This window comes from Streptomyces sp. WMMB 714 (assembly GCF_900090125.1).
Lineage (GTDB): Bacteria > Actinomycetota > Actinomycetes > Streptomycetales > Streptomycetaceae > Streptomyces > Streptomyces daqingensis.
This window is the reverse complement of sequence record NZ_FMHJ01000008.1, coordinates 67,665-80,148: the sequence shown is the minus strand read 5'-3', so window position 1 is coordinate 80,148 and position 12,484 is coordinate 67,665. Positions and strand designations below refer to the sequence as shown.

Annotated in this window: 12 protein-coding genes; 4 read left to right on the top strand and 8 right to left on the bottom strand. The window is 70.1% G+C overall.

From position 1 onward, the window contains the following. Nucleotides 1-25 precede the first annotated feature (25 nt). Both H181DRAFT_RS16255 and H181DRAFT_RS16250 read right to left on the bottom strand, forming a co-directional pair. Complete coding sequence (locus H181DRAFT_RS16255; protein ID WP_045865210.1) at nucleotides 26-793, bottom strand: SDR family NAD(P)-dependent oxidoreductase; 768 nt, start codon at nucleotides 791-793, stop codon at nucleotides 26-28. 153 nt (nucleotides 794-946) lie between these two features. Continuing rightward, the gene (locus H181DRAFT_RS16250; protein WP_045865209.1) at nucleotides 947-1,444 is read right to left on the bottom strand and encodes a MarR family winged helix-turn-helix transcriptional regulator; all 498 of its coding nucleotides are present in this window, start codon (nucleotides 1,442-1,444) and stop codon (nucleotides 947-949) included. A gap of 114 nt (nucleotides 1,445-1,558) precedes the next feature. Between H181DRAFT_RS16250 and H181DRAFT_RS16245 the strand changes: the two genes are divergently transcribed. The 3 genes from H181DRAFT_RS16245 (at nucleotide 1,559) to H181DRAFT_RS16235 (ending at nucleotide 4,079) form a co-directional block, all read left to right on the top strand. After that, nucleotides 1,559-2,479, top strand: coding sequence for a methyltransferase domain-containing protein (locus H181DRAFT_RS16245; protein ID WP_045865208.1), 921 nt, complete (start codon nucleotides 1,559-1,561; stop codon nucleotides 2,477-2,479). Beyond that, complete coding sequence (locus tag H181DRAFT_RS16240; RefSeq protein ID WP_045865207.1) at nucleotides 2,476-2,844, top strand: VOC family protein; 369 nt, start codon at nucleotides 2,476-2,478, stop codon at nucleotides 2,842-2,844. The genes H181DRAFT_RS16245 and H181DRAFT_RS16240 overlap by 4 nt, the downstream gene beginning before the upstream one ends. A 227-nt stretch (nucleotides 2,845-3,071) precedes the next feature. Continuing rightward, complete coding sequence (locus H181DRAFT_RS16235; protein WP_045865396.1) at nucleotides 3,072-4,079, top strand: peptidoglycan-binding domain-containing protein; 1,008 nt, start codon at nucleotides 3,072-3,074, stop codon at nucleotides 4,077-4,079. A 121-nt stretch (nucleotides 4,080-4,200) separates the two neighbouring features. Here H181DRAFT_RS16235 and H181DRAFT_RS16230 read toward each other — a convergent pair whose 3' ends face one another. Next, nucleotides 4,201-4,887, bottom strand: coding sequence for a TetR/AcrR family transcriptional regulator (locus H181DRAFT_RS16230; RefSeq protein ID WP_045865206.1), 687 nt, complete (start codon nucleotides 4,885-4,887; stop codon nucleotides 4,201-4,203). Continuing rightward, nucleotides 4,884-5,879 (bottom strand): acyl-CoA desaturase, encoded by a 996-nt coding sequence (locus H181DRAFT_RS16225; RefSeq protein ID WP_045865205.1) that lies wholly within the window; start codon nucleotides 5,877-5,879, stop codon nucleotides 4,884-4,886. Before H181DRAFT_RS16225 ends, H181DRAFT_RS16230 begins: the two co-directional genes overlap by 4 nt. A gap of 420 nt (nucleotides 5,880-6,299) precedes the next feature. On the opposite strand from H181DRAFT_RS16225, the gene ppc reads away from it, so the two are divergent. After that, nucleotides 6,300-8,987: a phosphoenolpyruvate carboxylase gene (gene ppc / locus H181DRAFT_RS16220; protein ID WP_254666887.1), complete on the top strand. Its 2,688-nt coding sequence runs from the start codon at nucleotides 6,300-6,302 to the stop codon at nucleotides 8,985-8,987. A gap of 148 nt (nucleotides 8,988-9,135) precedes the next feature. Here the strand turns inward: ppc and H181DRAFT_RS16215 are convergent, their stop codons facing one another. The 4 genes from H181DRAFT_RS16215 to H181DRAFT_RS16200 form a co-directional block, all read right to left on the bottom strand. Further along, nucleotides 9,136-9,651 carry a hypothetical protein gene (locus H181DRAFT_RS16215; RefSeq protein ID WP_045865203.1) on the bottom strand — a complete coding sequence of 172 codons (516 nt, stop codon included), beginning with the start codon at nucleotides 9,649-9,651 and terminating at the stop codon, nucleotides 9,136-9,138. A gap of 40 nt (nucleotides 9,652-9,691) precedes the next feature. Further along, entirely contained in the window at nucleotides 9,692-10,300 is a 609-nt protein-coding gene (pth, locus tag H181DRAFT_RS16210; RefSeq protein WP_045865202.1) for an aminoacyl-tRNA hydrolase, read from the bottom strand. A gap of 238 nt (nucleotides 10,301-10,538) precedes the next feature. Next, on the bottom strand, nucleotides 10,539-11,147 hold the full coding sequence (locus tag H181DRAFT_RS16205) for a 50S ribosomal protein L25/general stress protein Ctc (protein ID WP_045865201.1): 609 nt from the start codon (nucleotides 11,145-11,147) through the stop codon (nucleotides 10,539-10,541). 285 nt (nucleotides 11,148-11,432) lie between these two features. Further along, a complete protein-coding gene (locus H181DRAFT_RS16200) occupies nucleotides 11,433-12,410 on the bottom strand; it encodes a ribose-phosphate diphosphokinase (protein ID WP_045865200.1) in 978 nt (325 codons plus the stop codon). Nucleotides 12,411-12,484 lie beyond the last annotated feature (74 nt).

The following is a 12,484-nucleotide window of genomic DNA, read 5'->3' as shown; positions in this document are numbered from 1 at the left end:
GCGGGGGCGCGGCAGGCGGGCCGGGTCAGGGGGAGTTCTTGCGGACGCTCCAGCCGCCGTCCACGACGAGGCTCGTGCCGGTCACGTAGGAGGCGTCGTCGGAGAGCAGGAACGCGATGGCCGCGGCCACTTCGTCCGGGTGGCCGTGCCGGCCGGCGACGGTCTCCGCGGCCGCCCGCCGCATGTCCGCCTCGTCGGCCCCGTCCCACGCGCGGGTGAGGACGGGGCCGGGCAGGACGCAGTTGACGCGGACCATCGGCCCGTAGTCCACGGCGAGTTGGCGGCCGAGACCCGTGAGACCGGCCTTGGTGGCCGCGTAGGCGGGGCGGGAGGGGAGCCCGAAGTGCGCCTGTACGGAGGACGTCAGCACGATGGAGCCCCGCTGCGCCCGCAGATCCGCCAGGCACGCCCGCACGCCGAGGAACGCGCCGGTCAGGTTCACGCCTAACTGCCCTTCCCAGTCGGACAGCGAGAGCGCGTGGGCCGGACCCGGGCGCATGAGGGCGGCGTTGCTCACCAGTCCGTCGAGGGGGCCGAAGCCGTCGTGCGCGGTGCGGACGGCGCGCTGCCAGGCCGGTTCGTCGGTGACGTCGCCCAGTACGAAGGCCGCGCGGGAGCCCGACGCGGTGATCTCCCGGGCGGTGCGGTGGCCGCCCTCTTCCTCGTTGTCGAGGATGACGACGGCCGCACCCTCGTCCGCGAGCCTGTGTGCGGTGGCGGCACCGATGCCCGCGCCACCGCCGGTGACGAGGACGGTGCGCCCCGCGAAACGATCTGAATGACGTCCGCCCATGCCAGGGATGCTACGGGCTGTGCACCACCGGATGCACCGGGGCACTCCGCCGGCCCGTCAGCGGTCAACAGCGTTACGCCGTACGGGGGTTCACGCCCCGGCCGACGCCCCGCCGAGCGGCAGGTGCCCGGCGGGGCGTGTGCTACGCCCGTCTCAGCCGGGGACGTTGTCGAACGGCGCCGTCAAATGGCGCAGCAGCGAGGCGAGTTCGGCGCGCTGCGCGGTGGAGAGCTCGGCGAGGATGGCGCGTTCCTGGTGGAGCAGCCCGGCGAGTGCGCTGTCGCCCCTGTCGCGGCCCTCGGCAGTGAGGCGCACGAGGACGCCGCGCCGGTCGCTGGGGTCGGGCAGCCGCTCGACGAGGCCCTTCTTGGCGAGCCGGTCGATGCGGTTCGTCATGGTGCCGGAGGTGACGAGCGTCTGCGTCAGGAGCTGCCCGGGCGAGAGCTGGTAGGGCGTGCCTGCGCGGCGGAGCGCGGTCAGGACGTCGAACTCCCATGGCTCCAGGTTGTGTTCGGAGAACGCGAGGCGGCGTGCGCGGTCGAGGTGACGCGCGAGGCGGCTGACACGGCTGAGCACCTCCAGGGGTTCCACGTCGAGGTCCGGGCGCTCGCGGCGCCAGGCTGCCACCAGTCGATCGACCTCGTCCTCCATAGTGATCAGTGTAGTAGTTGTGTCGACGTGAAGTCTCTTGACGTCGAGATAATACCGTTGAAGGATGAAGTCTCTCGATGTCGAGGTACTTGGCCCGGAGGAGGCGTGACCGCCATGACGTCACCCGTGTGGGATCCCCACCAGTACTCCCGTCACGCGGGGCACCGCCTGCGCCCCGTCCACGACCTGCTGGCCCGGGTTCCGCCGCTGCCCGACGACGAGAGGCCGCGCGTCGCCGACCTCGGCTGCGGGCCCGGCGGCCCCTCGGTGCCGCTGATCGAGCGCTGGCCCGGGGCGCACGTCACCGGCTACGACAACTCGCCGGCCATGCTCCACGAGGCGCGTTCCTACTCCGGGACGACCTCCTCGGGCGGCCGGCTCGACTTCACCCACGCCGATCTCACGACGTGGCGTCCCGAACCGGGGGAGACCTTCGACCTCCTCTTCTCCAACGCCGCCCTCCAATGGGTTCTCCCTGCCGGAGGTAAGGGACGGGTTCTCCCTGCCGGAGGCAAGGGACGGGTTCTCCCTGCCGGAGGTATCGGCGAGGGGGACGCGGGCCTCGTGGAGTTCCTCCGCCGCTGGACGGCGGCCCTGCGCCCGGGAGGCGTCCTCGCCTTCCAGGTGCCGGGCAACTTCGACGCCCCGAGCCACACCCTGCTGTGGGAGCTGCGCAACTCGCCGCGCTGGCGCGACCGGCTCGGCGCGGAGCCGCGGGGCGGCGGCGTACTCGACCCGGCCGGCTACCTCGCCGTTCTGGCGCCCCTGGGCTGCGAGGTCGACGCGTGGGAGACGACCTACGCCCACCTGCTCCACGGCGAGGACCCCGTCCTCGACTGGGTCAAGGGCACCGCCCTGCGTCCCGTCCTCACCCTCCTCGGGGACGACCCGGCGGCACGGGAGGAGTTCGTCGGCGAGTACGGGGCGCTGCTCCGCGAGGCGTATCCGCCGCTGCCGGGCGGTGTCTCCGCGGGGACGGTGCTCCCCTTCCGCCGCGTCTTCGTCGTCGCCGTGAAGAGGGAGGGGGACCGGTGATCGACTCCCTCGACCACGTCCAGCTCGCCGCGCCCGCGGGCTCCGAGGACGCGCTGCGCGCCTTCTACGCGGGGACGCTCGGCATGACGGAGATCGCGAAACCGGCGGCGCTGGCCGTGCGCGGCGGCTGCTGGTTCGCGGCGGGCTCCGTGGTGCTGCACCTCGGTGTCGAGGAGGACTTCCGTCCGGCCCGCAAGGCGCATCCGGGCATCCGGGTGCGGGGGATCGACGCGTTCGCGGCGCGGCTCGGCCGTGCCGGCGCACCGGTGACGTGGGACGGCGGGCTCCCCGCGCACCGGCGCTTCTACAGCGAGGATCCCGTCGGGAACCGGCTGGAGTTCCTGGAGCCCGATCCGCCGGAGTGAGCCGCGTCCGTGATGCGTCGCGGGGCGCCGGTGCGTCCGGGAGATGCGCCGAACATCCCTCCATACGGCACTTGGGCTGATTCCGTTTGTGGTGGAGCCGTGAAAATTTAGCTCACGCATCAGGAGTTGACGTGAACTGGACAACGATGTGAGCGCCGCCGCATCCCCGCTTCTCCACGGGTGCGGCGGGCAACCGTCCCCCCACCGCAGGAGGTACCGCCGTGCTCATGTCCGGACTGGGCCGCAGAGCCAGAATCTACGCGGCCACCGCCGTCGCCGGCGCGGTCGCCGTCGTCGGAGCCGTCCTCGTACCGGCCTCGTTCGCCGGCGAACCCGGCACGGCGAAGGCCGCCGCCGCCGAACAGAAGGCCACGGCCGAGCTGAGCCCCAAGGAGATGCTGCGCCGGGCGGCGACGTGGCTCACCGCCAACAACGGCTCGCAGGTCCCCTACAGCCAGACCAAGACCTGGTCCGACGGCTACCGCCAGGACTGCTCCGGCTACGTCTCGATGACGCTCGGCCTGTCCAAGCCCGGCCCGAACACCGTGGGGCTCGCCGGAGACCGCTCCATCACCACCCCGATCGGCCTGGGCGACCTCAAGCCCGGCGACCTGCTCATCGACGCGGACGGCTCCAACACCACCCGCCACGTCGTGATCTTCGAGAAGTGGACGGACTCCTCGCACTCCGCCTACTCCGCGTTCGAGCAGCGCGGCGGGCACGGCACGGACCACCGCGTCCTGAAGTACGGCCTCGACGCCGGCAGCGAGTACAAGCCCTACCGCCCCGTGAAGCTGAGCGGCGAGGCACCGCCGGAGACGCCCCCGAGCGCGCAGTGGCCGATGCTCACCCAGGGCTCCAGCGGCGCCGACGTGACCGCCGCCCAGTACCTGCTGCGCTCCCACGGCCACATGACCGACGCGGACGGCGCGTACGGGCCGAAGACCGTCGCGCAGGCGAAAGCGTTCCAGTCAGGTGCGGGGCTCGTCGCGGACGGCGAGATCGGCCCCAAGTCCTGGCCCAAGCTGATCAAGGCCGTCAAGAAGGGCGCGACGGGCGACGCCGTCCGCGCCGCGCAGACCCAGCTGAACGTCTACGGCGCGGGCCTCCAGGTCGACGGGCAGTTCGGCACCGCGACGGAGAAGGCGGCCACCGACTTCCAGCGGGCACACGGCCTGGCTGTCGACGGCCTCGTCGGTCCCAAGACGTGGGAGGCCCTGATCGGCACCCGCTGACGGAGGCTCCGCGAGGAGGATCTCCGAAGAGGACATGACGGAGGGGCGCCCCGTTCCGACGGGGCGCCCCTTCCAGTGCCTGCGGCGAGCCGGCGCACAAGCCCGTGCGGGCCGGAGACGCTCAGTTCCGCCGGTGGCCTATGAGCCGCGGCTTCGCCTCCAGCCCGTCCAGGCCGTGCCAGGCGAGATTGACCAGATGCGCCGCGACTTCGGCCTTCTTCGGCTTGCGGACGTTCAGCCACCACTGCCCCGTCAGGGCGACCATCCCGACCAGCGCCTGCGCGTACAGCGGCGAGAGCTTCGGGTCGAAGCCCCGCGACTTGAACTCCCGGCCCAGGATGTCCTCGACCTGCGTGGCGATGTCGCTGATCAGCGAGGCGAAGTTGCCCGTCGACTGGGCGACCGGGGAATCCCGCACGAGGATGCGGAAGCCGTCCGTGTACAGGTCGATGTAGTCGAGCAGCGCGAACGCCGCCTGCTCCAGCAGCTCACGGGGGTGCCCTCCGGTGAGGGCACTCGTCACCATGTCCAGCAGCTGGCGCATCTCACGGTCGATGACGACCGCGTAGAGGCCCTCCTTGCCGCCGAAGTGCTCGTACACGACGGGCTTGGAGACCCCGGCCTTCGCCGCGATCTCCTCCACGGACGTGCCCTCGAAGCCGCGTTCGGCGAAGAGGGCACGCCCGATGTCGAGGAGCTGCTCGCGGCGTTCCTTCCCGGTCATGCGGCGCCGGGCGGCGCGCTTCTCCTTCTTGGGCGCCCTGGCCGGCTTGGCGGTGCTGTCGTCGATCGGCACAGCCTCCATCATGCCGCTTGGCCGGACTGCTCCTTGCGGCGGGAGTCGATTCGCGAAGTGCTCGGCCAGCGCACGTCGTACGCCCAGCCCAGCTTCTCGAACCAGCGGATGATGCGGGCGCTGGAGTCGATCTGGCCCCGCTCCACACCGTGCCGCGCGCTGGTGGGGTCGGCGTGGTGCAGGTTGTGCCAGGACTCACCGCAGGACAGGATCGCCAGCCACCACACGTTGCCCGACTTGTCGCGGGACTTGAAGGGGCGCTTGCCCACCGCGTGGCAGATGGAGTTGATGGACCACGTCACGTGGTGCAGCAGCGCCACACGCACCAGCGAACCCCAGAAGAACGCCGTCAGCGCGCCCTGCCAGGACATCGTCACCAGGCCGCCGATGGCGGCGGGCAGCAGCAGCGTCACCGTCGTCCACAGCACGAACTGCCGGGAGACGGCCCGGATCGCCGGGTCCTTGATCAGGTCGGGCGCGTACTTGTGCTGAGGGGTCTGCTCCTCGTCGAACATCCAGCCGACGTGCGCCCACCACAGGCCTTTCATCAGGGCGGGGACGGTCTCCCCGTAGCGCCACGGCGAGTGCGGGTCGCCCTCGGCGTCGGAGAACTTGTGGTGCTTGCGGTGGTCGGCGACCCACCGCACGACCGGGCCCTCGACGGCGAGGGAGCCGAGGATCGCCAGAGCGATGCGCAACGGCCGCTTCGCCTTGAACGAGCCGTGCGTGAAGTAGCGGTGGAAACCGATGGTGATGCCGTGGCAGCCGATGAAGTACATCGCCGTGAGCAGGCCCAGGTCCAGCCAGCTCACCCCCCAGCCCCACATCAGCGGCACGGCCGCCACCAGTGCGAGGAAGGGGACGACGATGAAGAGAAGCAGGGCGATCTGCTCGGCCGAATGACGCTTGTCACCACCCAGCGTCGCCAGGGAAGCGGCCTCGGCGGAGTCCGGTCGGGTCTCGGTCTTCGGGGAGTCGAGTACGTCAGGGGGGCTGCTGGTCATAGATGTCCCTTGTTCAGAGCGGTAAGGGGGGTTCGGAGTCGGGGAGTCGAATTCGGAACGGGTCGGTGGCGGGTACCCACACAAGCCCTACGGAACCGTAACCTACGGCCTCGTAAGTATGGCAGCCCTGAGTGGCCTATCAAGAGGGGGTTCGCGGAGCGGGCACCGTGCTCACCCATCGGACGGCACGTCCGGACGCTGAGTAGCCCCGCCTATCCTGGGAGGCGCCGGACAGCGCGGTCCGCGACCTGCCAGAAGCGAACACTGCAAGATCTGCAAGGAGCCGCACCTGTGAGCAGTGCCGATGTGAGCCGTGCCGACGACCCCGGACACCAGGCGCCGACCGCCACCGGAACCCACTCCGCGGCGCAGGCCGCACCCACCGACAGCGCCGCCGCGGAAGCCGAGTCCACGAGCGCGCTGCGCGCCGACATCCGCCGACTCGGCGACCTGCTCGGCGAGACCCTCGTACGCCAGGAGAGCGCCGAGCTGCTCGAACTCGTCGAACGCGTACGGGCCCTGACCCGCAGCGACGGCGAGGCCGCCGCCGCCCTGCTGGGCCGCACCGACCTGGAGACCGCCACCAAGCTCGTACGGGCCTTCTCCACGTACTTCCACCTCGCGAACGTCACCGAGCAGGTGCACCGCGGCCGCGAACTGCGCGCCAGGCGCGCCGCCGAGGGCGGCAACCTCTCCCGCACCGCCGACATGCTCAAGGACGCCGACCCCGCGCACCTCGCCGCAACGGTGCGCAACCTGGGCGTGCGCCCCGTCTTCACCGCGCACCCCACCGAAGCCGCCCGCCGCTCCGTCCTCACCAAGCTCCGCAAGATCGCCGAACTGCTGGAGCACACCGACCCCACGGACCGCGGACGCACCGACCTGCGCCTTGCGGAAAACGTGGACCTCGTCTGGCAGACCGACGAACTGCGCGTCGCACGGCCCGAACCCGCCGACGAAGCCCGCAACGCCGTCTACTACCTGGACGAACTGCACCGCGGCGCCGTCGGCGACGTACTGGAGGACCTCGCCGCCGAACTCGCCCGCGCCGGCGCCCCCCTGCCCCCCGGCACCCGTCCCCTCACCTTCGGCACCTGGATTGGCGGCGACCGCGACGGCAACCCCAACGTCACACCCGAAGTGACCTGGGAGGTGCTGCTCCTCCAGCACGAACACGGCATCACCGACGCCCTCGAACACATCGACGAGCTGCGCGGCGCCCTGTCCAACTCGATCCGCAACAGCGGAGCCACACGCGAACTGCTCGACTCCCTCGGCCGCGACCTGGACCGGCTGCCCGAGATCAGCCCCCGCTACAAGCGCCTCAACGCCGAAGAGCCCTACCGCCTCAAGGCCACCTGCATCCGCCAGAAGCTCCTCAACACCCGCGACAGGCTCGCCTCCGGCGCCCCCCACACCGACGGACGCGACTACCTCGGCACCACCGAACTCGTCGACGACCTGAAGCTGCTCCAGACGTCGCTGCGCGCCCACCGCGGCGAACTCGTCGCCGACGGACGCCTCGAGCGCGTCCTGCGCACGCTCGCCGCGTTCGGCCTGCAGCTCGCCACGATGGACGTACGGGAACACGCCGACGCCCACCACCACGCCCTCGGGCAGCTCTTCGACCGGCTCGGAGAGCAGTCCTGGCGCTACATCGACATGCCCCGCGACTACCGGCAGCGCCTCCTCGCCAAGGAACTGCGCTCCCGCCGGCCGCTCTCTCCCTCGCCCGCGCCCCTGGACGCGGCGGGCGCCAAGACCCTCGGCGTGTTCACCACCGTCCGCAAGGCCCTGGAGACCTTCGGACCGGAAGTCATCGAGTCGTACATCATCTCCATGTGCCAGGGCGCCGACGACGTCTTCGCCGCCGCCGTGCTCGCCCGCGAAGCCGGACTGATCGACCTGCACGCCGGCTGGGCCCGCATCGGCATCGTGCCGCTGCTGGAGACCACCGACGAGCTGAAGATCGCCGACGAGCTCCTCGACGCGATGCTCTCCGACCCCTCCTACCGCAAGCTCGTCTCCCTCCGCGGCGACCTGCAGGAGGTCATGCTCGGCTACTCCGACTCCTCCAAGTTCGGCGGCATCACCACCTCCCAGTGGGAGATCCACCGCGCCCAGCGGCGCCTCCGCGACGTCGCGCACCGGCACGGCGTGCGGCTGCGGCTCTTCCACGGACGCGGCGGCACCGTCGGCCGCGGCGGCGGCCCCACCCACGACGCGATCCTCGCCCAGCCCTGGGGCACCCTCGAAGGCGAGATCAAGGTCACCGAACAGGGCGAGGTCATCTCCGACAAGTACCTCGTGCCGTCCCTGGCCCGGGAGAACCTCGAACTGACCGTCGCCGCCACCCTCCAGGCGTCCGCGCTGCACACCGCGCCCCGCCAGTCCGACGAAGCGCTCGCCCGCTGGGACGCCGCCATGGACACCGTCTCCGACGCGGCACACGGCGCGTACCGGCGGCTCGTCGAGGACCCCGACCTGCCCGCCTACTTCTTCGCCTCCACCCCCGTCGACCAGCTCGCCGAACTCCACCTCGGCTCCCGCCCCTCCAGGCGGCCCGACAGCGGCGCCGGACTCGACGGGTTGCGCGCCATCCCCTGGGTGTTCGGCTGGACGCAGTCCCGCCAGATCGTCCCCGGCTGGTTCGGCGTCGGCACCGGCCTCGCCGCCGCCCGCGAGGCAGGACTCGGCGGAGTGCTCGAAGAGGCCCACGAACACTGGCACTTCTTCCAGAACTTCCTCGCCAACGTCGAGATGACCCTCGCCAAGACCGACCTGCGCATCGCGCAGCACTACGTCGACACCCTCGTGCCGGACGAGCTCAAGCACGTCTTCGACACCATCCGCGCCGAACACGAACTGACCGTGCGGGAAGTCCTCCGCATCACCAAGGAACGCGAACTCCTCGACGCGAGCCCCGTCCTCAAGCAGACCTTCGCCATCCGCGACGCCTACCTCGACCCGCTGTCCTACCTCCAGGTGACGCTCCTGCACCGGCAGCGCGCGGCAGCCGAACGCGGCGAGGAACCCGACCAGATGCTCAGCCGCGCCCTGCTGCTGACCGTCAACGGCGTCGCCGCCGGACTGCGCAACACCGGCTGACCCCTCCCCGCGGTCACGAAAGCCTCACCGGCCGCGGAACGGCCACGGCGCCGCCGCAGCGGGACGCACACCCGCAGCGGCGGCGCCGAGCCGCACGCACAGAGAAATCAGAAACGGCCGCCCGCACAGAGCGGCGGCCCGAACACGCTCAGAACGTCAGCAACGCCCACGACGTCATGGTCGAAGCCGCACCGAGCAACCCCACCACCAGCGCCGTTCCCCGCCACCGCAGCCCGAGCCACAGCACCAGCGCCGCCAGCATCAGCGCACCGCCGAACGGCACCGCACCGTAGAGAGCACCCGCCGGCCCCGTACGCACGGCCTCCTTCGAACCCGGCACCAGAGCCACCTGCAGACGCTCGCCCACGATCCCCGAGACCGACTCGGCGACCGTCACCCGCCGCACGCCCGAACCACCCCCGGACGCAGGCCGGAACGTCCCCGAACACTCGTCGGCCACACACTCGGTCACCCGCACGGTGCCGCGCTCGTCACCCGTCAGAGCGGGCCCCGCCGTCTTCCACGACGTCCACGCCCCGCCCGCCAGCACGAGCAGGCAGACCAGCAGCAGCACGATGTTGCGGACCAGGAGAAGCATCCCGAACGCGCTCTCCCCGGCCCTGCGGGTACGACTGCGCTTCACGGTGCTCGTCGAGGAGGACATGGCGAGATCCTTCTGGGAAACCTACCGGCGGGTCAACCGTCTACGAGTTGTACGTGCTCTGCGCCCGCTCCAGACCGTCCACGATCAGCGTCTCCACCGCATCCGCGGCCCGGTCCACGAAGTAGTCCAGCTCCTTGCGCTCCGCGGCGGAGAAATCCTTCAGCACGTAGTCAGCAACCGGCATGCGACCCGGAGGCCTGCCCACACCGAACCGCACCCGGAAATAATCCGGCCCCAGCGTCTTCGTCAGCGACTTCAGCCCGTTGTGGCCGTTGTCCCCGCCGCCCTTCTTCAGACGCAGCGCACCGAAATCGATGTCCAACTCGTCGTGCACCACGACGATTCGCTCCACCGGCACCTTGTAGAAATCACGCAGCGCCCCCACCGGTCCGCCCGAGAGATTCATGAACGACATCGGCTGGGCCAGAACCACCCGCCGCCCCGAAACCCCCGGCACACCCACACGCCCCTCCACGACACGTGCACGGGACTTGTGCGTCCTGAACTTCCCGCCGAGACGCGAAGCGAGCAGATCGGTCACCAGGAAACCCACGTTGTGCCGGTTGCCCGCGTAACCCGGACCCGGATTGCCCAGCCCCGCCACGAGCCACGGCCCGGCCGGCCCACCCGTACTGGCATCGGTCGTCATCTGTGCGGTCCTTCGGGAGAAAACCTTCGGGAAGAATCCTCGGGAGAGAATCCTCGGAGGAGAGACTTCGGGAGAGAGACCTCGGGAGAAATCTCAAAGAAAGAGGAACAACTGCCGCCGCGCACCCGGCCGTACAAGCAGCACGAGCCGGAGAACGCGACGGCAGCCGCGGAAAGCCACGGTCACCCGGCGGAGGCCCAACAGGGCACCTCACCGGCGGGCGACCCGCAACAGCGGATCACTCAGGAGCGACCTCGCTCGGCGCCTCCGCCGTGCCCTCGGTCTCCTCGTCGGCAGCCGGCTCCTCGGCCTGCGCCGACAGCACCTGGATCACGACGTCGTCGCCGTCGATCGCCAGAGTCGTGCCCTTCGGCAGCTGGATCTCGTGCGCGTGCACCGAGTCGCCCGCCGCGAGACCCTCCACGGACACCGTGACCGACTCCGGAATGTGCGTCGCCTCCGCCTCCACGGGCAGCGCCACCAGCACGTGCTCCAGCAGGTGCTGCCCAGGAGCCAGATCGCCCTCGACGTGGATCGGGATGTCGACGTTGACCTTCTCGCCCTTGCGGACGATCAGCAGGTCCGCGTGGACCAGGAAGCCGCGGATCGCCTCACGCTGCACGGCCTTCGGAATGACCAGCTGCTTCTTGCCGTCGACATCCAGGTGGATCAGGACGTTCGGCGTCTTCAGCGCCATCATCATGTCGTAGCTGGGCAGCGCCACATGCTGAGGCTCCGCGCCGTGGCCGTAGATCACCGCGGGGATCTTCTCCTCGCGGCGCAGACGCCGCGCCGCACCCTTGCCGAACTCGGTACGGACACTGGCGGAAAGATTGACGTCAGCCATGCTGCGCTCCTCGCAATCGAAACGGATCCCGCATCTGTGGTGTCACTCGGTCCGTCCACGACAGACCGGCTACGCCGCAGAGCCGACCATGAACGAACCGTCCCAGGAGCCCTGACGAAGAGCGCGCGTCGATAACGGATGAGCCGGGCCCGCACGCCTGCGCACGAACACGGCCTCCCTCGCCGAGCGACCCCAGGAGTCTACGCGGCGAGGAAGGCCGTGCGGAAATCGATCAACGAGCAGCCCGCGCGGCCACCGCAGCAGCCCGCACAAGCCGCGGCAGAACTACGCCTGCTCGTCGAAGAGGCTGGTCACAGAACCGTCCTCGAACACCTCACGCACCGCACGCGCGATCGTCGGCGCCATCGACAACACCGTGATCTTGTCCAGATCCAGCTCGCTCGGCGTCGGCAGCGTGTTCATCAGGACGAACTCGCTCACCTTCGAATTCTTCAGACGGTCCGCCGCCGGACCCGACAGCACACCGTGCGTCGCCGTCACGATGACGTCCTCCGCGCCGTTCGCGAACAACGCGTCCGCCGCCGCGCAGATCGTCCCCCCGGTGTCGATCATGTCGTCGACCAGGACGCACACCCGGCCCTCGACATCACCCACCACCTCATGCACCGTCACCTGATTCGCCACCTCAGGATCACGGCGCTTGTGCACGATCGCCAGCGGCGCACCCAGCCGGTCGGCCCACCGGTCCGCCACCCGCACCCGCCCCGCGTCCGGCGACACCACGGTCAGCTTGTCGCGGTCGACCTTGCCGCCCACATAGTCCGCCAGCACCGGCAGAGCGAAAAGATGATCCACAGGACCGTCGAAGAAACCCTGAATCTGATCCGTGTGCAGATCGACGGTGAGAATGCGGTCCGCACCCGCCGTCTTCAGAAGATCCGCCATCAACCGCGCCGAAATGGGCTCCCGCCCACGGTGCTTCTTGTCCTGCCGCGCATAACCGTAGAACGGCACGATCACCGTGATGCTCCGCGCGGACGCCCGCTTCAACGCATCGATCATGATCAGCTGCTCCATGATCGACTTGTTGATCGGAGCAGTGTGGCTCTGCATCAGGAAGCAGTCAGCACCACGCGCCGACTCCTGAAAACGAACGTAGATCTCACCGTTGGCGAAGTCGAAAGCCTTGGTCGGGACCACACCGATACCCAGCTGATCCGCGACCTCCTTCGCCAGCTCGGGGTGGGCGCGGCCGGAGAAGAGCATCAACTTCTTCTCGCCGGTCGTCTTGATCCCGGTCACTGCACCGTCTCCTTGAGTTCCGCGGGGCGTGCGTGCCACACAACCGTACGCCCCGGCGAAACCCCCACCGCACC

Bases quoted from the DNA above. Each gene is read 5' to 3' on its own strand.
- H181DRAFT_RS16205 (WP_045865201.1), bottom strand. From the start codon at position 11,147: ATGGCTGACGTCAATCTTTCCGCCAGTGTCCGTACCGAGTTCGGCAAG.
- H181DRAFT_RS16245 (WP_045865208.1), top strand. From the start codon at position 1,559: ATGACGTCACCCGTGTGGGATCCCCACCAGTACTCCCGTCACGCGGGG.
- H181DRAFT_RS16225 (WP_045865205.1), bottom strand. From the start codon at position 5,879: ATGACCAGCAGCCCCCCTGACGTACTCGACTCCCCGAAGACCGAGACC.
- H181DRAFT_RS16255 (WP_045865210.1), bottom strand. From the start codon at position 793: ATGGGCGGACGTCATTCAGATCGTTTCGCGGGGCGCACCGTCCTCGTC.
- H181DRAFT_RS16215 (WP_045865203.1), bottom strand. From the start codon at position 9,651: ATGTCCTCCTCGACGAGCACCGTGAAGCGCAGTCGTACCCGCAGGGCC.
- H181DRAFT_RS16250 (WP_045865209.1), bottom strand. From the start codon at position 1,444: ATGGAGGACGAGGTCGATCGACTGGTGGCAGCCTGGCGCCGCGAGCGC.
- H181DRAFT_RS16230 (WP_045865206.1), bottom strand. From the start codon at position 4,887: ATGATGGAGGCTGTGCCGATCGACGACAGCACCGCCAAGCCGGCCAGG.
- pth (WP_045865202.1), bottom strand. From the start codon at position 10,300: ATGACGACCGATGCCAGTACGGGTGGGCCGGCCGGGCCGTGGCTCGTG.
- H181DRAFT_RS16235 (WP_045865396.1), top strand. From the start codon at position 3,072: ATGTCCGGACTGGGCCGCAGAGCCAGAATCTACGCGGCCACCGCCGTC.